This is a genomic window from Peribacillus sp. NPDC055009, assembly GCF_053608705.1.
Genome location: NZ_JBSGVZ010000024.1, coordinates 46642 through 65855, shown reverse-complemented (window position 1 = coordinate 65855; position 19214 = coordinate 46642). Strand labels below are relative to the sequence as shown.

The following is a 19214-nucleotide window of genomic DNA, read 5'->3' as shown; positions in this document are numbered from 1 at the left end:
GCTATAAATAGAATAATTGTTGCAATCACTTAAAAAAACAGGTGTAAGCGTTTTCGACTCCATGAAAGGAGTAAAGTATCCAGAATATAGTACAAATCTAGAATGAAGAAAGTTTAAGGGAAGGCGATGAAAGTAGCTATTATTCCGATTAAAAGACCTACAGTTTAACTCTTTTAATCAGGCTTTATAATAAGTATTTTCTTAAAGGGGTAGAGCAAGTTCTTTCTTTCTGAACAAACGTTTGGTGGTGCGCTGGGTTCAATCACAATAGGGGGTATTGGTGTTTCCCTTGGGTGGAGATGGATGTTTTTCAGCATTAGTATTATAGGGATTTTGATAGCATGTGCATTTTGGGTCTATCTAAAATATCCGGAAAAAAATATGCAAATAAATAAAGAGCTTTTTAACTAAAATAAAAAATAGGAGGGATTGTAATGCAGTCTATTACAAAGAATGAAATGAAGATTTTTCCGCCGTTTAAAGAAGATATTGTTACGAAGGATAATTGGTTTACTTCACAAAAAAATTTGCAACGCTATTGTCATAGTGGTGAACTGAGCCCCAGTCGTATTATATGGAGAGGAAACCAAAAGCCTACCCAATTATCATATGCAAAAGACCAATTAGATCTAGAAAAAATAAACGATAAGAATGGTGAAAGTGTTTTAGCCTATCTTGAGAGAACTGACACAGATGCTTTTTTAGTGATGCATAAAGGAAAAGTTGTGTATGAGAAGTATTTTAATGGATATAGATCTTATGAGACTCATGCACTGAACTCTGCTACAAAATCTTTTGTAGGCTTGATAGTTAGTGTTCTTGCTGATGAAGGATTATTAGATATTAATAAAAAGTCTTCCTTCTATATTCCTGAGTTAGAAGGAACAGGACTTGGTGATGGAACAGTTCAGCAATTGCTTGATATGCAAGTTCCTGTGAAATATCTGAAAGCCGACACGCCATTTGGAATAGGTCGGGGGACACCCATTTTTATTGCAACAGGTTCAATGCCAAAACCAGAAAACTACAATGGACCAGAAAATCTTTATGATTTTATGTTGTCGAGCAAAAAAGATAAAATACCTGGTACTGCATTTTATTATGAAAACGGACAAACAGAAACATTGGGATGGATTGTCAAACGCTTGACAGGGAAAAACATAGCAGAATTAATCCAAGAAATAATATGGTCTAAACTTGGGGCAGAAGAAAACGCATTAATGCAACTGGATCTAATTGGTACAGATATGGCCAGCGGCGGTATGCGGGCTACGTTGCGTGATTTGGCACGATTTGGTGAAATGATGTTTAACGATGGTTACTATAATGGCCAACAAATTATTCCGGAACATATTATAAGGGAAATTAAAAAAGGTGGTAACCGAAAATATCTTGCGGAAAGTAATCACAGTCATCTATCAGGATTCTCTTATCATAATAAATGGTGGGTTAGCCATGATCAATTCGGTGGATATTCAGCCCGTGGGAAGTTTGATCAGCGAATATGCATTGCACCAAAAGCTGATACAGTGATTGTAAAATTATCTTCTTATCTGTCTCCTAGTTCAAAGGAGACAAATGCTTGTCAAGCGATAATAGAACATTTAGTAAAGGAAAAAAATCAATAGAAGTCGGGCGTGGTGACTTTCATGATTAACGCATGTTATCCGCTAAATTCTGTTGTAATCCCATCACCATTAAGCTAAGAAGAAGAATCATACTTGGTTTAAAGGTATATACGAAGATGAAAAATATCATCGATTGTTTTTTGTAAATAGAAATGTTAGGCAGTATTTACAAAGTACAATGCGTGTAAAAAGAATTATAAAAAGGGAAAAATCTCAAAGAGTATGTCTTGAATTTTTAAATAAACAGTTAAAAAAATAAAATATCCTTAATCAACTAACGGGTGCGTTAGCTGTAGAACGGAGCTGTCTTTAAGGCAGCTTTTTCTTATGGAACTTACGGGGCAGGATAGTTGAATACGGATAAAATTTTAGATATTTCCTCAAACTAAAGTGAATACACTTTAAGGGTGAAATAGAATGATTAAAAAAGAATTGCAGGAATGTTCTCAAGAAAATATTAGCAATATAAAGAATACATTTCATCATACATCTGACCTTATTGTTAGAAAAATAAAAACAGGCTTCAAAGGTTCTTTTGAAATCAATATTATCTATTTGGATGGAATTATTGATACAGACCGCATACAGGAATATGTTGTCAAACCATTATTAGAGCCGTTCAAGACTGTAAAGTTTAATGAATCACTTATTGATCAAATTATCGAGAGAATGATTGAAACAGCTGATGTGAAAAACTCGACTCAGTACAAAGAGTTAATAGAAGCTATCGTACAAGGAAATACCATTATATTGATTAATGGCTATAGAAAAGGAATTATCATACCATCAGCCAATTGGAAGGAAAGAAGCCTTGAAGAATCACTAGGAGAACGGTCACCAATGGGACCAGCTATTGGGCTAACAGAACAAATGAAAACAAATATTAATTTGTTAAGAAATACAATAAAAACTCCCGATTTCTGTGTAGAAGCAATGGAATTTGGGACAATCTCCAAAACAGCAGTTTCAATATTATTTATAGAAGGTATTGTTGATAAAGGAATTTTAATAGAAGTACGAAAGAGGCTAAAAAGTCTAAAAATAAAGTATGTACTAAATTCAAAAGTTGTGGAAGATGTATTGGAAGGAAAACCAAGATCAATTTTCAATTTAGCAAGAACTTCAGGACGAATTGATGGAGTTGTATCCTCATTATATGAAGGAAAAGTAATAATAATAGTAGATGGTTTCCCTACTGCTATCATTACACCCACACTTTTTATGGATTTATTACAGGCACCAGATGAATATCACTTAAAAATGGGGCGGTTTTCAAATCGAATAATAAGAATGATTTGCTTTTTCTTAGCTGTATACTTACCTGGTGTTTATATTGCGATAGCAAATTTTCATAAAGAAGATTTAACTAGCAAAATTTCAAAGGCACTTATATCTAAAAATGAGTTATTACCAACCTTTTGGGAAATTGCACTTCTTTTATTTATCATAAGAATATTATTAGATGCTTCATATCGTATTCCAAAAACTTCAGTGATTTTGCTTTCCTTAATCGGAACAATTGTAGTAGGCGAAACAGCTGTTACGGCAAAACTAATTCATCCACTTAGTCTCATAATAGTAGGTATAACAACTATTTCTAGTTTTCTACTCGCTAATAGAGGAATGCTTGCTGCTGAAAGCACTTTGAGACTGCTTTTTTTGATTACTGCTAATTTTTTTGGATTTAACGGATTAATCATCGCTGCAACAATTCAAATAATTTATATGGTAAGCCTTAAATCTTTAGGTGTTCCCTATCTTTCGCCTTTGATTCCGTTTAGGATACAGGAATTGAAAGATTCAATCTATAGAGGAGATTTACAGACACTAATTAATAGCAAACATACTTATCCTGAGGATGATGATTAATTTTTTGTTATTATGATCACAATTTGCAAAGAACACAAAAATATTAACTGTACAAGTCAACATATCTTGATCTTGGCTTTTTTGTTCCAATTTCGAAAATAAATGCAGGTGCGAAAACATATGTTGGTTGGTCCCTTGTTGAACTAACGGGTGCTTAGTAGAAGATCAGAGCTGTCTTTAAGGCAGCTTTTTTTCTTATGCAACTATCGGGGGCAGGTTAGTTCCATAAGCGTTGTGTACTCGAACTACGAAGGCTTAGTTTATTTATTTTTACCCAACTTCTCGTTACCCCGTTTAAAGTTACCCGTAATTTTAGCTAACAATAACTGTAGTTCTGTTATATTATTTTCAACTTCATTGATTCTTTCTATAAGACGCAGAGCCTCCCTATCCTTTAAAAATTTAATTTGTTTACCTTTGTAATTGATTACTACTGTTTCTTTTTTCGTTATTCGATAAGTAAATGGTTCTTCACTTAATCTGTTTCGTTTGTCTATATCGCTCACTACACCGTCTCCCTACTTATTTTAGTTCAAAGATTATATTCAAAAATGGCAGTTGATTCTCCTGTTTTCTTTAAATGTTTTTATTCACAGTCTGTGTCAACTCTGCGATAAGTCTTATAGAACTAACGGGTGCGTTAGCTGAAGATCGGAGCTGTCTTTAAGGCAGCTTTTCCTTATGGAACTTTCCATAAGGAGTGCTATTATAAGACCTATCGTAAAATGCCAAAAACGATGTGCATTGGTGGACGGAATTATATCCTCTGACGTATTTATATTACCTCTTACTTAAATGCCTTACAGAGCCATTTAAGTAGTGAATCATTTCCACTTTTTAGTTTTTTCTTTCAAGAAATAATGCTATTATTTGTAAAATACATATAATAAGGCGGGATCTTATGGATAAAAAAACTCAACTAGCTTTGATTTTTCTCTTAATACCTCTGGCAATATCAATTTATTTTTGGTTTTCGGATTCAGCCTTATTACGAGGCGGATATGACTTAGCTATAGATGGTTTTGTAGTAGCCAGAGCCTTAATGATTATTTACACATTACATTTATTGGGGAAATTAGGGGAATTTATCATTAAGAACAAAAAAGATTAGCTATGAGCTAACCTTTTTTGTTTTATAGATTGATGGATTAAATACTTCAATAAGGGAGGTTGTTGAAGCAACCTTTTTCTTAATTAACTAACGGGTGCGTTAGCTGAAGATTGGAGCTGTCTTTAAGGCAGCTCTTTTCTTATGGAACTAAAGGGGCAGGTAAGTTCTAGAAGCGTAGCTTATTCGAACCTTGATTATTGACTACTTTTGTAATAACACCTAAAATTTAGTTAATTATATAATTTGGCGGTGTGAATTTGTTAACTACTATAAATATTCCAGGATTAATTCTATCTTCTCTTTTCGCAATATTAGTTTTGTTTTTACTAAGAAAACTAGTGCAATCTATTAGACGGTAAAACCGTCTTTTTTATGTCACAAAACCCAACAAGTAGGTGATTATATGAAAACTTGGATGAAAATACTTATTGGTTTAGTATCAATTCTTATAATCGCTATGATAATTGGGATTTTAAGCTTGTATTCAATTTAACGTTAGCTGAAATCGGAGCTGCCTTAGGGCAGCTTTTTCTTAATCTAAAGGGGCAGGTTAGTGAAAGAAGGTTATGGTAAACTTAACTTATGAAAAATACAAAAAAGGTATTACGAAATAAGGTTCGCGAATATTCCAATAGTAGAGGGTTTACGAAGTGTTGTTCGTTAACAAGATGTTATATGACATACCGAAAACCTAATTTCACATTTTCCTATACTGTGACTTTTCTTTGTTATCATGAACTGTGACAAGGTGTTTTTTTTTGGAAGGAATTTGTAACTTTTTAATAGAATAATTATGAAGATGATCAGATAATAAATTTTTACACATAAGGAGATAAAACTATGGAAAAAAACAAATTACTAAGAATGGACAATGTCGGCATCGTTGTAGAATCCCTTGATGACGCAATCTCTTTCTTCGAGGAGATTGGCTTGAAGCTCGAAGGGCGAGCCACTGTCGAAGGTGAATGGGCTGGTCGCGTAACCGGATTGGGTTCTCAGTGCGTAGAGATTGCTATGATGGTTACCCCAGATGGCCACAGCCGACTTGAACTTTCGCGATTTCTCACCCCACCTACTATATCAGATCACCGGACTGCTCCTGTAAATGCCCTCGGTTATCTACGCGTCATGTTCACCGTTGAAGACATTGACGAAATGGTATCCAGACTCACTAAGTATGGTGCTCAGCTCGTTGGCGAAGTGGTTCAGTACGAGGACTCGTATCGGCTCTGCTACATTCGTGGAACCGAAGGACTTCTAATCGGTTTGGCGGAACAACTCGGTAACAAATAAGTAAGTGACGTTTTATAAAAAGCCTTTACTGAAATATACATTACTGAAGTAAAAATTGAAACAGAAAAGCAGTGTGAAAGTAACTCGAAGAAGTCGGGTACGTCATATAACACAGCATTCACGCTGCGGGACTCTCCGAGCCCCTTGGTCGCCAGGAGAAGAAGCAGGGAAGCAGATTCAGACGACAACCCTGCGAGCCTAAGAACTTCGTTCTAAGGCTCGCAGGGTTCGGAATGCGAAAACGTTATATGCCAATCCGTCTCGATTTGAAGAAAATTCTTATTCAATAAAAGGGCGCTTTAACGGAGCAACGAAAAAAGCCGAATTTCTCAAATATAAATGTTGAGAAATTCGGCTTTTTAATATGGTAATTTCCTTATCGTTGTAAATCCGCATTTTCCTGACGCTACCCCTTATACAACTAACGGGTGCGTTATTTGAGCAGGACAAAGAAAAAATGTAGAGCGTTATAATAAGAAAATGAAAGGAGGGAAATAAATGGCATCACCAAAAGACGAACATTTAGCATTAAGTTCTGGTATTGGTTTGGCTGGATTGGCTATCAATTATTTATATGAAGCTGGACGAAACGCTTTTGAAACTTTCAGAGAAGAATTAATTGACGTTATTGTCAAACCAAATAAAACAACGGCAGTTCATGGGTATTTGGCATACTTCCAAGATATTTCTGAAGAAATTTCTAAAATAAAAGGCAATGTTCACGAAAAAGAATATCTTTTTAACTTTATCTCTCGAACACTGGATCAGGTAAACTTGAAACCAGACCTTCCGATACCAGACTTTGATAACTGTTCCGACGAATGGCATGAAAATGATTGTAGTTGCAATGAAATAGTTGAAATGTGGGAGAAGTTTGTTGACGAAAATAATGGTGAGTTTGACGAATTGATTATTCATTCAGCGTTTCAAGTTATTTTCCTAGATAGAAAGTTTTTACATGATTTTCATTTGGAGCTTGCTGATTTTATTGAGGACTACATTGACGATATAAAAACATCTCACCCAGACTATGTGACGGAAAAGAACCGTATTAAGAGACAAAGATTCCCCAAATGGCTGACGGACGCTGTCTTTCACAGGGACAAAGGAACTTGCTCAAAGCCAGAATGTCGTTGTGATCTTACAAAGTTAATTAGACCTCAAAACACAATTCATATTGACCATATTGTTCCCTTGAAGCTTTTCGGCAGCAATGATGCTTCAAATTTTCAGTTACTTTGTGAAAAGTGCAATACATCCAAAGGAGCTAGGTCAACAGCAACCAGTTCTGTCAACGTTCCTTTCTGGAATATGGATTAATGCAAATTGCGAAAATCTGAACAAATTGAGTAAACGATATGTGGTAACGTAAACTTCTGGGTTATGTAGAACATACCTTTCGGATGAATTTAGTTAAAACAGCTCTAGCAACTGAGTGGTTCGAACTAGAATTTATTCGCAATCCTAAGGCAATTCATTCATTGCTCGCTCCAAGAGTGGAAACAGCATTTGCAAACCACAATATTATTTTTGGTGACAATCCGTTAATGCGCTGGTATACGAATAATGTCTATGTTCACATTAAAAAGGATGGAAACAAGGAGTATCTGAAAAAGGATGAATTCAGAAGGAAAACAGATGGCTTCCAGGCATTTATTCATGCCTTGTTCAAAGCGGATGATGTATTGGAAGAAGAGATGGACTTTTTCTTGGATGATATAGATTTTTAAGAGTAGACACAAACTGTGTGTTTTATCTAATAAAACAGATAAGTATAAATAAAAAGGATTGGAATAATCCAACCCCTTTGCGCTACAGGTTATGCACCTTGTGTAAGAATAACGACGATGTTATATAAGATTGGGAATACGAATAAAATAATGTTAAAAACTAGTCCAACTAACGGAAGTTTATTACGATTCATTTTATATCCTACAAAACCAATGATCGCTCCTATTGGGCATACTAAAAACGGAAATACGAGCGGCATCCCTTGAATTTTCAAGGATACGATATCAAATAAAAAGTTAATAATTAATATAGTTAAAACTGTTGGAATTAGAATAGATATAAGCCCTAAGGTTTTTTGCACTACACTTGCCCCTTTATGAATTAAATTATAAAAATCGGTATCTACCGAATTTTAACAATAATTATAGTTTGTGTAAATATTATACTATGCAACAGTCCGATTAAATTGCGAGATAAGGAGGTGAGATTTTGGGATTTCTAGATCTGATAAAAAGCAGAAATAAGGAACTGGAATTCATGATTGATTTTGATTTAATCGAAGAAACTTCCAAAAAAATTTACATGAAGCAATTGGCAATACAGACCTGTATCAATATGATTGGCCGCACCATCAGCCAATCAGAATTTTATGTGAAGAAGGACAAAAAGATTGTGAAGGACGAAATGTATTACCGATTAAATGTCAGACCGAATCCGAACATGTCAGCCAGCCGATTTTGGCAGATTTTGGTCCATAAGCTGATCTATGACAATGAGTGTTTGGTTATCCAGTCGGATACCGAAGATTTATTGATTGCGGACTCTTTCACACGAGTTAAATATGCGCTGGTCAATGATTCATTCAAAGATGTTTGCTACGTATTCCCTCTTTTGTTGAATATATATCATAACCGTCTATCCATCGGGTAGGCGTTTTTTATGTTCCTTGTAAACTAGGCATTCAGAAATACATGATCTACAACAAATAAAGTGATTGTAATGTCTTGTACCTATTTTAGAGAGAACAAACAATTAGGAATCCTTGCCTTTTAGTTGAATATAAATAGTATGAAAACTAAGGGGGAGAAAAGGTGGATATATTTGATGAACATGCGAAAGTGCTAAAAAAGTTGTTTGACAATAAAAAAGTCCAAAAAGAAATTATAGAGAAAATGGCAAACGGCATAAATTCAGAGTTGGAGAATCAGTTGCAAACTTTAAAAAAGGAATACTGCGTTTTGAGCAAATTAGAAAGAACATATGATAATCGCTATGAATTTAATTAAAATAGAGCACTCATACATTTAAGTGCTTATTATTTGCAGGAAAACTTCTCCTTTTGTCGTATTGGTTAAACGAAGGGGATGACAAAATGAATGATGATTATGAGAAAATCGGTATTTTATTGTCCAATATGACGAATGAATTAGTGTCGAATAGAGTAAGGGTTAAAGCTATAGTAGAATTACTGATTGAAAAAGGTCAGATAACCTACGAAGAGTATGAAAAAAGCTTTGAAAAAGTTTTTGAAAGAGATGCAAAGTCATTTAGAGATGATTTAATAAAAAACGTCAAGAGTAGTGAATAAAAGGAGGGGGCATCCATTAATTTGGGTGCTTTTTTTATTGGGGTGAGAACAATGAACCGTGATGAGAAGAAGAAACCTGTTAAGAAGCCAGAGACGTTTAGTCGCAGGGATCTGGAAGAGCTGATGAACATGAAAGCCCCAACATATACAAAAGGTCATGGTGGAGCGATTGATTTTGTTTCTGAATTTTTAGCATCTAAAGGAGATAATTGCTTAATGATTTCGACGAATGTTATTCTATTTATATAGTTCTGTGCTTAGATATTTAAGACAGAATCATTTATAGTTAATACGATATTTTCTCCTTTTTCTTCCTGAGATCAACAACCTAACCACTACAATCAATAACTTAGAGGACTTTGATATTCAATAATCTTGTTTTAGAGACCATACCAGCACTTTCTAAAGTTTGTTTAGACGGAATATTATAATACCAGCACCCACAAATCGGATTTAGATTATTGTCATAACACCATTCCTTCAAGTGATGTATTATCGTTCTACCTATTCCTTGTTTTCTGAACTGTTCATTTGTAAAAATGCCGATACTTGCATATCTGTCGAGTAACTTACTTCGTTCTACAATCCCTATTCCAAGTAGTATATTTCCTTTAGTGAAGGTAAATATTTCTCTATTTTTAATACGTTCCTCCACTTTATCAATGAAGTCCTGACATACCTGGGTTATTTTTATAGCATCATTAGGAACGGCAGCTCTGAAATCCCCACCTTTATATAATTTTTCTTTTGGAATTTCCACTTTGTTATCTTGAAAAAAGTAAGCTTGTTTTTCGATTTTATAATCATGATCTAATACCAAACTTAAAAAAAGTTCGTCGCATGTTGGAACAAGTACAGATTGGATTGAATGATTGCTCAGAACATTTTTAAAAATCTCTTGGGCTTCATTAAAATATGATAAGTCTAAATAAAATTGTGTAAGGCAGTGATTACTGTGAACGGAATAATAACCTGCAACTTCAGAATTGTAACTGATAGTATAAAATGCGGAATTAAAAATTTGATCCTCTAAGAAGGAATCAATAGGAGAACTTAATGCAATTACATATTCCCGGAGTAAGTTTCTAACGTCACTTTGTTCACATTCTTTAAAATAAAAACTCATGTTTACCCTTCCTCTCCAAATCATCTAAAAGTATATGTGAAAAATTCTCCTTAAGTTTGTGGAATCCTTCTTGAGATAAACTGACCCATTAGTTCCAAAAGAAAAAGCTGCCTTTAAAGTCAGCTTCGATCTTCAGCTAACGCACCCGTTAGTTCATTAAGAAAATCGATTCTTATTAAAGAATCGCGCCCTATAATCGAATAACTTTTTATATTCTTTTAACTATGCTTTTATAGAACCAAACATTTATATAATCAAAAAACAAAAATAAAATCTTAACTCCCATAGTTTTAATAATCTGCGATAACCCATTGAATTTTATATCATTAAACGATATATTATATTTAATGATATATCGTTTAATGATATAAAAAGGAGGAAGATCATGGGGAGAAATGTCTCATTAGAAATAGGTGAACTGACGGACACAGCTTACTATATTTTATTGTCTTTAGTTGATGCGAAGCATGGTTACCTCATTATGCAAACTATTGAAGAAATGACTGATCAGCGATTTTCAATTGGACCTGCCTCTATGTATACAACAATCAAGAAACTGTTAGCTGCTGAATTAATTCAACTGTTTGATGATCATGATCAGAAAAGAAAAACCTATATTGCAACAGAAAAGGGCATTGAACTTTTGAAAAAAGAAGTAAAGCGAAGACGGGAAATGGTATTACATGCAGAAGAAGTATTTAAACGAAGAGGGGAGCAGTTATCATGAATAAGGTTAAATATATTCCTAGTGGTGGTTTAGCTTTTTTTGAAGAAAAAGAGATGAAAAAGCTTGCCGAATATGCAAAAGAGGGATGGGATTTAGAAAATTTTGCAGGGCTAGGGTACAAGCTAAGAAAAGGGGAACGTAAGAACATTGAGTATTCACTGGATTATCAAAAAGAAGTAGATGATGAATATTTAGCCTTCTTTGAAGTTGCTGGATGGTCACATGTATGTTCTGTAGGTAATGAAATTCATATATTTAGTGCCCCTACAGGAACCAAGCCAATCTATACAGACAGACCCACTACTGTTGAAAAATATGAACGAGAAAAGAATCAAATGGGGAAAGCTTCTCTTCCATTCTTCATTTCTACCGTTATATTTTGGTTGCTTAGTGTCTTTAGTAATTGGGGATGGGTATCTGAAAGTATTGGGAACTTTTTTCGAGTATTAGGGATAATTTTCCTTATCATTCTTATCTTCCCCGGCCTACCATACCTTTCTTATCAATTTAAATTATTGAAATTACGAAAGGAGTAAATATCAAAAAAGTTCGAAAACAAAAAAAATTTTCACGAACGGGTAGCTTAGTAAAACAAATAAAAAGGCGATTTCTTAAGAAACTGTAAATCGCTTTTTTAATGTTCGAGACTTCCTTATCGTTGTAAATCCGCATTTTCCTGACGTTGCCCCTTATAGAACTAATCTGCGCCTTTAGTGCCACAAGAAAAAGCTGCCTTAAAGACAGCTCCAATCTTAAGCTAACGCACCCTTTAGTTCATTAAGACTTTTTGTAGAGTTTACACAAACTGTCAGTTAAGCAAAATTGAATAAATCAATTGGAGGACTCTAAACGGATTCCTCTTTTTTTATTTAATATTATAATCAGTAGGGGGGTATTCTTCCAAATCTTAGTTTGTTAAAATTGAGTTGTTTTTATTACAGGTTATTAGGGGAAGCTGATTTAGTTGTGAATTTTTAAAAGTGATATTAGCAGCAGTGATTTTATCTTTCATTATCTCTATTATTGGATCAATAATGGCCTATAATCCATATTTAGATAGAGATCCAGATGTATATTATCCTTCAATAGGTGAAAGTACTATTTACGGTGTGATTTATGTAACTCCTGTGTTGATTATACTCAGTGTAAGTTCTTTTGTAGTCTATTCATCGTTACGTAAGAATAGGCGTTTATCAAAATGGGTTAAGGTGATTGTTAGTTTAGGGGTTGCAATTGGATTAGGAATAATCATTACTTTAGCGATAAGTGAAGAAAGAAAGACAAATGATATATATCTAATACCTGAAGGATATGAAGGTGATGTTTTTGTATTTTACAATGTTAAAGGAGCTCCTGAAATCGAGAAAGAAGATGGCTATGAGGTGCATAAGATCAATGAAAAGGGCTATTATGCGACCAGGACTAAGGACTTGGACTACGGTACAATAACGGACAAATACTTCTATGTTGATGATAAAGGACATAGAACACCTATAGATAATAAGTGTGTAAGTACATTTGGAACAGGTGGAACTACTCTTGAGGATAATATAGATATTATTTATACAGGATTTAAGCTAAAAAAGGATAACTGCAGTGAGGAATTTTCGATGGAAGCTCAGAATGAAGATGGAAACGTACAGATGATTAATGATATTTTAAAGAAGTATTATAATATGGAACCACAATTATTTTAAAATTGTAGACTTCACAATTGGGAACAAACTATGCTTGATGAACTAACCTGCCCCGTTAGTTTAAGTACAAACCTTCACAACCCTTCTGACCTCAAACCCCTTACACCTCTGGTGTCAGGGGTTTTTTTTTGTGGGCAAATCTAAATTAATTAAATGAAATGAAATAGATTTACCCACCATTTACCCACAAACTTTAGCAAAAAAATTTAATCGATTATCCCTTTGGTATATTCCTCAAACTTATCCATGTTTTTCTTTTCGAGTGTGAACATATTTCATATCTGCTCCAGCTTCTAGCTGGAGCACTGCATGTGTATGACGGAGGGAATGGATGGGGGAAGTGATGGCAACTCAGCCCTTTTTAAGATGCGACTGAATGCGTTAAATAAGTAGACTTTGGCATGTAGCTGCGATTATCCCTGCAAAGAACTAGGTTTAAATCGTGATATAGTTCTGACAGGGCCAATTTATTTTGGTTCAGGAATTCTATGGTAAATTAAATATTGTACTTACACTAACTACGCAGATTAGTTTAATAAGAGCTTGAAATCTCATATTAATATAAGGTGTTTTTGGTAAAAATAAACAAAACGGATGAAAAAAAAGTTAATTTTAATCATATTCATTGTGGGCTAAAAGGTATATAAACTGCTTTCAAGGGGATAAACCGGGGCATTTGGTTACTGTATGATAGTTGAACTCTTACTCTTCCTAATTTAATTATAGCATATAAGAAATGGTAAATATAGACTATTTATTCTTAATTGCTACTGCTAAAATACAATAGACCTTTATTGAGATTTGTGGGAGGGGTATAGAATGGGTTCATTGGTTCTCGGTTTTCAGGAGATGGAAAAAACACAGCTATTGCTCGTTGGCGGAAAAGGATTAAATTTAGGGGAATTATCAAAAATTGAAGGAATACAAGTACCAGAAGGATTTTGTGTTACAACCGTGGGATATCAAAAAGCCATCGAACAAAACGAAACGTACCAAGCTTTGTTGGATCGACTGACAATTCTAAAAGTAGAAGATCGTGAACAAATTGGTGAAATCAGCAGGAAGATTCGACAAATCATTAAGGATGTAGAAATTCCTTCCGATGTTGTGAAAGCCGTTATTCACTTTCTCTCCCAGTTTGGTGATGAACATGCATATGCAGTCCGGTCCAGTGCGACTGCGGAAGATTTACCACATGCCTCTTTTGCTGGTCAACATGACACTTATTTAAATATCATCGGCGTCGATGCCATCTTGCAGCATATCAGGAAATGTTGGGCTTCCCTATTTACGGATCGTGCGGTAATTTACCGTATGCAAAATGGATTTGACCACAGTGAAGTTTACTTATCCGTTATCGTTCAAAGGATGGTTTTTCCACAGGCTTCAGGGATTTTATTTACAGCTGATCCGATAACTTCTAACCGAAAGCTGCTATCAATCGATGCCAGTTTTGGACTTGGAGAAGCACTCGTTTCTGGCTTGGTTTCTGCCGATTGTTATAAAGTGCAGGAAGAGGAAATCGTCGATAAGATGATAGCAACCAAGAAATTGGCTATCCATGGACTAAAAGAAGGCGGAACAGTGAAACAACAGATCGATCCGGATCAGCAAAAGACCCAAACACTTACTGATCAACAGATTTTACAACTGGCACGCATCGGAAGACAAATCGAAGCTTGTTTTGGTCGCCCACAAGATATCGAATGGTGTCTGGTTGATGATGCATTTTATATAGTCCAGAGTCGGCCAATCACTACTTTATACCCGATCCCTGAAGCGAATGATCAAGTAAATCACATTTATGTATCTGTCGGTCATCAACAAATGATGACCGACCCCATGAAACCATTGGGATTGTCTTTTTTCCTGTTAACCACTCCTGCACCTATGCGTAAAGCTGGCGGGAGGCTGTTTGTTGATGTCACACATATGCTGGCTTCACCTGACAGCAGAAAAATGTTTTTAGATGCCATGGGACAACATGATCCGCTCATGAAAGACGCACTCATTACCATAATAGAGCGAGGAGATTTCATAAAATCTTTACCAAATGATAAGCAAGAACAGAGTTCCGGTAAAAGCAATAAAAGTGTGATGTCTGCGGATTCTAGGGCACAAATCGAAAACGAGCCGACAATCGTTTCTGATTTGATTAAGAGCAGTCAAACATCGATAGAAGAGTTAAAACAAAACATCCAAACGAAATCAGGATCAGATTTATTTGATTTTATCCTGGAAGATATCCAGATATTAAAGAAGATTTTATTTGACCCAGAAAGTTCAGCTGTGTTTATGGCTGCTATGGATGCTTCATCATGGATCAATGAAAAAATGAACGAGTGGTTAGGTGAAAAAAACGCAGCAGATACGCTTTCTCAATCTGTACCAAACAATATTACCTCGGAAATGGGTCTGGCGCTATTGGAGGTCGCAGATGTGATTCGTCCTTATCCGGAAGTCATTGATTATTTACAACATGTAAAAGATGATAACTTTTTGGATGAACTGGTTAAGTTCGAAGGTGGACAAAAAACGCAAGAAGCTATCTATGATTATCTCGGCAAATACGGCATGCGAGGTGCCGGGGAAATCGATATTACTAGAACTCGTTGGAGTGAAAAACCAATTACACTTGTTCCGTTGATTCTTAGCAATATCAAAAACTTTGAGCCTAATGCTAGTAAACGGAAATTTGAGCAAGGGCGACAGGCAGCTTTGAAAAAAGAACAAGAGTTATTAGATCGATTGAAGCAATTACCGGATGGTGATCAAAAAGCCAAGGAAACAAAACGAATGATCGACCTAATCCGGAATTTCATCGGTTATCGTGAATATCCCAAATACGGCATGGTTAGTCGCTATTTCGTTTATAAGCAGGCTTTACTGAAAGAAGCCGACCAACTCGTACAAATAGGCGTCATTCATGAAAAAGAAGATATATACTATCTCACTTTTGAAGAACTTGGCGAAGTAGTACGCACAAACAAACTGGATTACCAGATCATCAGCAAACGTAAAGACGAGTACAAATTATTTGAAAAACTAACTCCCCCACGTGTAATCACGTCTGATGGTGAAATCATTGTAGGTGAGTACAAACGAGAAAATCTCCCAGCCGAAGCTATTGTAGGTCTGCCTGTTTCCTCCGGTGTTATTGAGGGAAGAGCACGTGTCATCTTAAACATGGAAGAAGCTAATCTAGAGGATGGAGATATATTAGTCACTTCCTTTACTGACCCTAGCTGGACACCATTGTTTGTTTCCGTAAAAGGCTTAGTCACCGAAGTTGGTGGACTGATGACCCATGGAGCAGTTATCGCACGTGAATATGGCTTACCAGCAGTTGTTGGGGTGGAACATGCGACTGAACTGATAAAAGATGGGCAACGAATTCGAGTGCATGGGACAGAGGGGTATATCGAAATATTGTAATTGCTGAATACCTTACAGTATAAAGGATGTTATATTGAAATTATTATCGAATAATCATTTTTGTGTTCTCTAAGACCATTAAAAATCCCTGCTTTTTGATCAGGGATTTTTTTCTATGTTAAATGATTGTAATTGATTTTAAACACTACAATGGAGTAACACTTCATATGAGATGCTAGTGTGTTACTTTTTAGTTGAAAAACAGTTTGAATTTCTATAATGATTCAAACTACAATTATGTCACTTTAACTTGATAAGATTGCATGATACGGTTCCTTTGTCAGGCAACTCTACAGTTGCCTATGATTGACAAGCAACCGTAGAGTTGCTTATAATCGATATATGAATTGGGACAAAGACGCTATATTCAAAGCACTAGGCGATTCGACTCGTCGACTTATATTAGACGAACTATCCGAACGCAATGAGTTGACGTTGTATGAACTTACGGTACGTCTCATTATGAAGCATGACCTTTCCATTTCGAGACAGGCGATAGCTAAACATCTTTCTGCTTTGGAAGATGCAGGGCTCGTAAAATCTAAACGAAAGGGAAAATATCGTGTACTTATGTTCAACAACGAACCACTTAAGAACTTGTTGAAAGGATGGATAGAGTAATCTTTTGGAACAGGACTTCTGACGAATATGGGTTGTTTTGCTTGCAGCCAGATTGTCAGCAGATCACCATACGTTGCAAATATCTAAGGAGGCAAAACATTATGAAAATAATTGTTACCAGTATATTCGTACAAGACCAAGACAAGGCACTGGAATTTTATTCAGAAAAGCTGGGATTTGAAAAAAAACATGACGTTCCCATGGGGAAATTCAGGTGGATTACGCTTGTTTCTCCCGATGATCATGACGGTACCGAGCTTTTACTTGAACCGAATGAGCATCCTGCCGCAAAGGAGTATCAAAATAAGATATTTTCCGAAGGAATCCCAGCAACAATGTTTGGCGTTTCAGATATTCGTAAAGAGTACGAACGATTATTGGAAAACGGTGTGAAGTTTACTATGGAGCCGACAAAAATGGGCGAAGTCACAATAGCTGTCTTCGACGATACATGCGGCAACCTCATTCAAATAATGCAGCAGTAATTCATGACGAAATAGAAGTAATTGTTATATGAGAGTAAAGCTTTTCTTGTATAAAATTAAAGGTACGATTGTGGAACGAGAAGTAGAAGGGTGGTACAAATATGTACCACCCTTTCTATCTATCATATTGGTCAAAAGGTAACACAAAAGATACTCGATGGATGTACGGGAATAGTCCAGCTTATTATGATTTAGTGAAACAATAAGGGCTTGAAGGAATTGTCCAGATGAAGGTTTAATTAAAAGGACGTTGAAGTAGTAATCAAACATAATGAAAAGTTATAGAGAAGGGGAACAAAAACTAATGAAATACGAATGGAGAAAACAAGAGAAGAATTTATATATCCCAAAACAAAAATCTGAACTTGTAACAATTCCAGAACAGAAATTCTTTTCGATAAAGGGAAAAGGAAATCCAAATGAGCACGAATTCGCTGAAAAGATAGGTGTTCTTTATTCATTGGCTTATGCGGTAAGAATGATGCCGAAGCAAGGATACACTCCTGATGGATATTTTGAATATACCGTATATCCATTGGAAGGAATATGGGATTTAACAGAAGAGGGAAGAAAAAAAGATACTTTAATTAAAGATGAATTATTATATACGATCATGATTAGACAACCAGATTTTGTAACAAAAGAAGTAGTGGAGAGAGCATTTGAACATGTAGGAAAAAAGAAACCACATCCATTTCTAAATGATGTAAAGTTCGGTACATTTCATGATGGATTATCTGTCCAAATGCTTCATGTAGGTCCATATGATGATGAACCTCAAAATTTTAAATTAATGAATGAATTCATAAAAAATAATAATCTTGAAAGAACTTCATTACAACACAGAGAAATATATCTTTCAGATTTTAGAAAAGTCGAACCTGCAAAATTAAAAACTGTTTTGAGATATAAGGTTAAGCCAATAGACTAGGATAAACTCTTCAGTTTGTAGACAAAAGTGTTCTATCAAAAGTTAAAAAAGTTGATTGGAACAGGTGTGTGTGACTCCTGCGGATTTGCCTATGATCAACATAAAAATCCGAAATCCAGTTAATAATATTTTCCAATAAATCCCGTAAATTGATTTTAGTTGTAAAATAATAAGAATAAGAAATAAATTGTACTCATGGGACACAACAAGTCCGGGTTGACCCAATTGGAGACGGGGAATAGCTTAATATCAGAGCTGTCTTTAAGACAGTCTTTTCCTTATTCAGCCGGGGCAATTTTGTGGAAGAAGGATTCACGCGTGCTTACGAACAACTAATAGAAAAAAGCATGTAAAGGTGAAACTTAAGAACTATAATAGTGATCTTACATATAGTTAAGAGTGAAATTTCATAAAGTGGCAAAAGGTAAAAGAAGCACCTCCATTTTTCGTGGCGCATGGTGACCAGGACAGGTTAGTGTCCGTGGAAAATTCCCGACGCTTCACGGAGCATCTGCGTGATTCCTCATCCAATCCGGTTGTTTATGTCGAACTTCCTGGTGCGGGGCACAATTTTGATTTGTATCACTCCATACGGACCAAAGCAGTCGTGAATGGCATTGAAGCCTTTGTGGATTGGGTTCAAGCCAATAACAAACGTATATGATAGCAAATACTTAAACTATAGGATGCATTAGCTTAAAAAAATTATAGAATTTCAACACACCACTTAATGAGAAGGAAAAGAGTGTTAATCCTTATTTGATCAACACTCCCGTTAGGGCAGTAGCATTCACTTTGTTTTTTTAGGTTTGATTTCATTAATAATGAAAACTGTTGCTCATTAGTGTTTGGGATTTTTTCCAGTTGCTAAACAATTAACTTTTGTCTTAGTAATGGATGATTTTGACTTATCTTTGCTTTCGCTTCAAATGTTCATGTTTAATATTAACGCTAAATGAGTCCCGTAAGCCA

General features: G+C 35.3%; 20 protein-coding genes and 2 pseudogenes. 18 read left to right on the top strand and 4 right to left on the bottom strand.

Annotation, left to right across the window (positions count from 1 at the left end; genetic code table 11):
- The first annotated feature begins 434 nt into the window (after positions 1 to 434).
- Both ACWF5P_RS24270 and ACWF5P_RS24265 read left to right on the top strand, forming a co-directional pair.
- On the top strand, positions 435 to 1628 hold the full coding sequence (locus ACWF5P_RS24270; RefSeq protein WP_434169148.1) for a serine hydrolase: 1194 nt from the start codon (positions 435 to 437) through the stop codon (positions 1626 to 1628).
- Between the two features lie 417 nt (positions 1629 to 2045).
- The gene (locus tag ACWF5P_RS24265) at positions 2046 to 3497 is read left to right on the top strand and encodes a spore germination protein (protein ID WP_434169149.1); all 1452 of its coding nucleotides are present in this window, start codon (positions 2046 to 2048) and stop codon (positions 3495 to 3497) included.
- A 260-nt stretch (positions 3498 to 3757) separates the two neighbouring features.
- On the opposite strand, the gene ACWF5P_RS24260 is transcribed toward ACWF5P_RS24265, so the two are convergent.
- Positions 3758 to 4003 (bottom strand): hypothetical protein, encoded by a 246-nt coding sequence (locus ACWF5P_RS24260; RefSeq protein ID WP_434169150.1) that lies wholly within the window; start codon positions 4001 to 4003, stop codon positions 3758 to 3760.
- Positions 4004 to 4398: 395 nt separating this feature from the next.
- On the opposite strand from ACWF5P_RS24260, the gene ACWF5P_RS24255 reads away from it, so the two are divergent.
- The 4 genes and pseudogenes from ACWF5P_RS24255 to ACWF5P_RS24240 form a co-directional block, all read left to right on the top strand.
- Complete coding sequence (locus tag ACWF5P_RS24255) at positions 4399 to 4608, top strand: hypothetical protein (protein ID WP_063589940.1); 210 nt, start codon at positions 4399 to 4401, stop codon at positions 4606 to 4608.
- A gap of 840 nt (positions 4609 to 5448) precedes the next feature.
- Positions 5449 to 5901 (top strand): VOC family protein, encoded by a 453-nt coding sequence (locus ACWF5P_RS24250; RefSeq protein WP_434169151.1) that lies wholly within the window; start codon positions 5449 to 5451, stop codon positions 5899 to 5901.
- Positions 5902 to 6399: 498 nt separating this feature from the next.
- Positions 6400 to 7221, top strand: coding sequence for an HNH endonuclease (locus tag ACWF5P_RS24245; RefSeq protein WP_434169152.1), 822 nt, complete (start codon positions 6400 to 6402; stop codon positions 7219 to 7221).
- A gap of 65 nt (positions 7222 to 7286) precedes the next feature.
- Positions 7287 to 7631 (top strand): annotated as a pseudogene (locus ACWF5P_RS24240) (terminase large subunit); the annotation flags it as partial.
- Positions 7632 to 7720: 89 nt separating this feature from the next.
- Here the strand turns inward: ACWF5P_RS24240 and ACWF5P_RS24235 are convergent.
- On the bottom strand, positions 7721 to 7993 hold the full coding sequence (locus ACWF5P_RS24235) for a hypothetical protein (protein ID WP_434169153.1): 273 nt from the start codon (positions 7991 to 7993) through the stop codon (positions 7721 to 7723).
- Between the two features lie 128 nt (positions 7994 to 8121).
- Here ACWF5P_RS24235 and ACWF5P_RS24230 point away from each other — a divergent pair, with 128 nt between their 5' ends.
- The 4 genes from ACWF5P_RS24230 (at position 8122) to ACWF5P_RS24215 (ending at position 9469) form a co-directional block, all read left to right on the top strand.
- The gene (locus ACWF5P_RS24230) at positions 8122 to 8562 is read left to right on the top strand and encodes a phage portal protein (protein WP_434169154.1); all 441 of its coding nucleotides are present in this window, start codon (positions 8122 to 8124) and stop codon (positions 8560 to 8562) included.
- A 161-nt stretch (positions 8563 to 8723) separates the two neighbouring features.
- The gene (locus tag ACWF5P_RS24225) at positions 8724 to 8918 is read left to right on the top strand and encodes a hypothetical protein (protein ID WP_434169155.1); all 195 of its coding nucleotides are present in this window, start codon (positions 8724 to 8726) and stop codon (positions 8916 to 8918) included.
- 86 nt (positions 8919 to 9004) lie between these two features.
- The gene (locus ACWF5P_RS24220; RefSeq protein ID WP_434169156.1) at positions 9005 to 9220 is read left to right on the top strand and encodes a hypothetical protein; all 216 of its coding nucleotides are present in this window, start codon (positions 9005 to 9007) and stop codon (positions 9218 to 9220) included.
- Positions 9221 to 9271: 51 nt separating this feature from the next.
- Positions 9272 to 9469 (top strand): hypothetical protein, encoded by a 198-nt coding sequence (locus tag ACWF5P_RS24215; RefSeq protein WP_434169157.1) that lies wholly within the window; start codon positions 9272 to 9274, stop codon positions 9467 to 9469.
- Positions 9470 to 9569: 100 nt separating this feature from the next.
- On the opposite strand, the gene ACWF5P_RS24210 is transcribed toward ACWF5P_RS24215, so the two are convergent.
- Complete coding sequence (locus ACWF5P_RS24210; protein WP_434169158.1) at positions 9570 to 10346, bottom strand: GNAT family N-acetyltransferase; 777 nt, start codon at positions 10344 to 10346, stop codon at positions 9570 to 9572.
- Positions 10347 to 10731: 385 nt separating this feature from the next.
- Here ACWF5P_RS24210 and ACWF5P_RS24205 point away from each other — a divergent pair, with 385 nt between their 5' ends.
- The 3 genes from ACWF5P_RS24205 to ACWF5P_RS24195 all read left to right on the top strand — a co-directional run bounded on the left by ACWF5P_RS24205 (position 10732) and on the right by ACWF5P_RS24195 (position 12770).
- Complete coding sequence (locus ACWF5P_RS24205; RefSeq protein WP_434169159.1) at positions 10732 to 11073, top strand: helix-turn-helix transcriptional regulator; 342 nt, start codon at positions 10732 to 10734, stop codon at positions 11071 to 11073.
- Positions 11070 to 11609: a DUF2812 domain-containing protein gene (locus ACWF5P_RS24200; RefSeq protein WP_434169160.1), complete on the top strand. Its 540-nt coding sequence runs from the start codon at positions 11070 to 11072 to the stop codon at positions 11607 to 11609. The genes ACWF5P_RS24205 and ACWF5P_RS24200 overlap by 4 nt, the downstream gene beginning before the upstream one ends.
- Before the next feature lie 444 nt (positions 11610 to 12053).
- The gene (locus tag ACWF5P_RS24195) at positions 12054 to 12770 is read left to right on the top strand and encodes a DUF6843 domain-containing protein (protein ID WP_452445393.1); all 717 of its coding nucleotides are present in this window, start codon (positions 12054 to 12056) and stop codon (positions 12768 to 12770) included.
- A gap of 258 nt (positions 12771 to 13028) precedes the next feature.
- Here ACWF5P_RS24195 and ACWF5P_RS24190 read toward each other — a convergent pair.
- Positions 13029 to 13251 (bottom strand): annotated as a pseudogene (locus ACWF5P_RS24190) (site-specific integrase); the annotation flags it as partial.
- A 338-nt stretch (positions 13252 to 13589) separates the two neighbouring features.
- Between ACWF5P_RS24190 and ppsA the strand changes: the two are divergent.
- From ppsA to ACWF5P_RS24165, 5 genes are all read left to right on the top strand, one after another.
- Entirely contained in the window at positions 13590 to 16205 is a 2616-nt protein-coding gene (gene ppsA, locus ACWF5P_RS24185) for a phosphoenolpyruvate synthase (RefSeq protein ID WP_434169162.1), read from the top strand.
- Between the two features lie 342 nt (positions 16206 to 16547).
- Complete coding sequence (locus tag ACWF5P_RS24180) at positions 16548 to 16826, top strand: ArsR/SmtB family transcription factor (protein ID WP_101221498.1); 279 nt, start codon at positions 16548 to 16550, stop codon at positions 16824 to 16826.
- 101 nt (positions 16827 to 16927) lie between these two features.
- The gene (locus tag ACWF5P_RS24175; RefSeq protein ID WP_260357158.1) at positions 16928 to 17311 is read left to right on the top strand and encodes a VOC family protein; all 384 of its coding nucleotides are present in this window, start codon (positions 16928 to 16930) and stop codon (positions 17309 to 17311) included.
- A 304-nt stretch (positions 17312 to 17615) separates the two neighbouring features.
- Complete coding sequence (locus ACWF5P_RS24170; protein WP_434169163.1) at positions 17616 to 18242, top strand: GyrI-like domain-containing protein; 627 nt, start codon at positions 17616 to 17618, stop codon at positions 18240 to 18242.
- Positions 18243 to 18651: 409 nt separating this feature from the next.
- Positions 18652 to 18906 carry an alpha/beta hydrolase gene (locus ACWF5P_RS24165; RefSeq protein ID WP_402942954.1) on the top strand — a complete coding sequence of 85 codons (255 nt, stop codon included), beginning with the start codon at positions 18652 to 18654 and terminating at the stop codon, positions 18904 to 18906.
- Positions 18907 to 19214: the final 308 nt, after the last annotated feature.

What these genes read in the sequence shown, in the direction of transcription:
- ACWF5P_RS24215 (WP_434169157.1), top strand. Translation starts at nt 9,272, where the DNA reads ATGAACCGTGATGAGAAGAAGAAACCTGTTAAGAAGCCAGAGACGTTT.
- ACWF5P_RS24220 (WP_434169156.1), top strand. Translation starts at nt 9,005, where the DNA reads ATGAATGATGATTATGAGAAAATCGGTATTTTATTGTCCAATATGACG.
- ACWF5P_RS24175 (WP_260357158.1), top strand. Translation starts at nt 16,928, where the DNA reads ATGAAAATAATTGTTACCAGTATATTCGTACAAGACCAAGACAAGGCA.
- ACWF5P_RS24205 (WP_434169159.1), top strand. Translation starts at nt 10,732, where the DNA reads ATGGGGAGAAATGTCTCATTAGAAATAGGTGAACTGACGGACACAGCT.
- ACWF5P_RS24255 (WP_063589940.1), top strand. Translation starts at nt 4,399, where the DNA reads ATGGATAAAAAAACTCAACTAGCTTTGATTTTTCTCTTAATACCTCTG.
- ACWF5P_RS24170 (WP_434169163.1), top strand. Translation starts at nt 17,616, where the DNA reads ATGAAATACGAATGGAGAAAACAAGAGAAGAATTTATATATCCCAAAA.
- ACWF5P_RS24250 (WP_434169151.1), top strand. Translation starts at nt 5,449, where the DNA reads ATGGAAAAAAACAAATTACTAAGAATGGACAATGTCGGCATCGTTGTA.
- ACWF5P_RS24270 (WP_434169148.1), top strand. Translation starts at nt 435, where the DNA reads ATGCAGTCTATTACAAAGAATGAAATGAAGATTTTTCCGCCGTTTAAA.
- ACWF5P_RS24200 (WP_434169160.1), top strand. Translation starts at nt 11,070, where the DNA reads ATGAATAAGGTTAAATATATTCCTAGTGGTGGTTTAGCTTTTTTTGAA.
- ppsA (WP_434169162.1), top strand. Translation starts at nt 13,590, where the DNA reads ATGGGTTCATTGGTTCTCGGTTTTCAGGAGATGGAAAAAACACAGCTA.
- ACWF5P_RS24265 (WP_434169149.1), top strand. Translation starts at nt 2,046, where the DNA reads ATGATTAAAAAAGAATTGCAGGAATGTTCTCAAGAAAATATTAGCAAT.
- ACWF5P_RS24245 (WP_434169152.1), top strand. Translation starts at nt 6,400, where the DNA reads ATGGCATCACCAAAAGACGAACATTTAGCATTAAGTTCTGGTATTGGT.
- ACWF5P_RS24210 (WP_434169158.1), bottom strand. Translation starts at nt 10,346, where the DNA reads ATGAGTTTTTATTTTAAAGAATGTGAACAAAGTGACGTTAGAAACTTA.
- ACWF5P_RS24180 (WP_101221498.1), top strand. Translation starts at nt 16,548, where the DNA reads ATGAATTGGGACAAAGACGCTATATTCAAAGCACTAGGCGATTCGACT.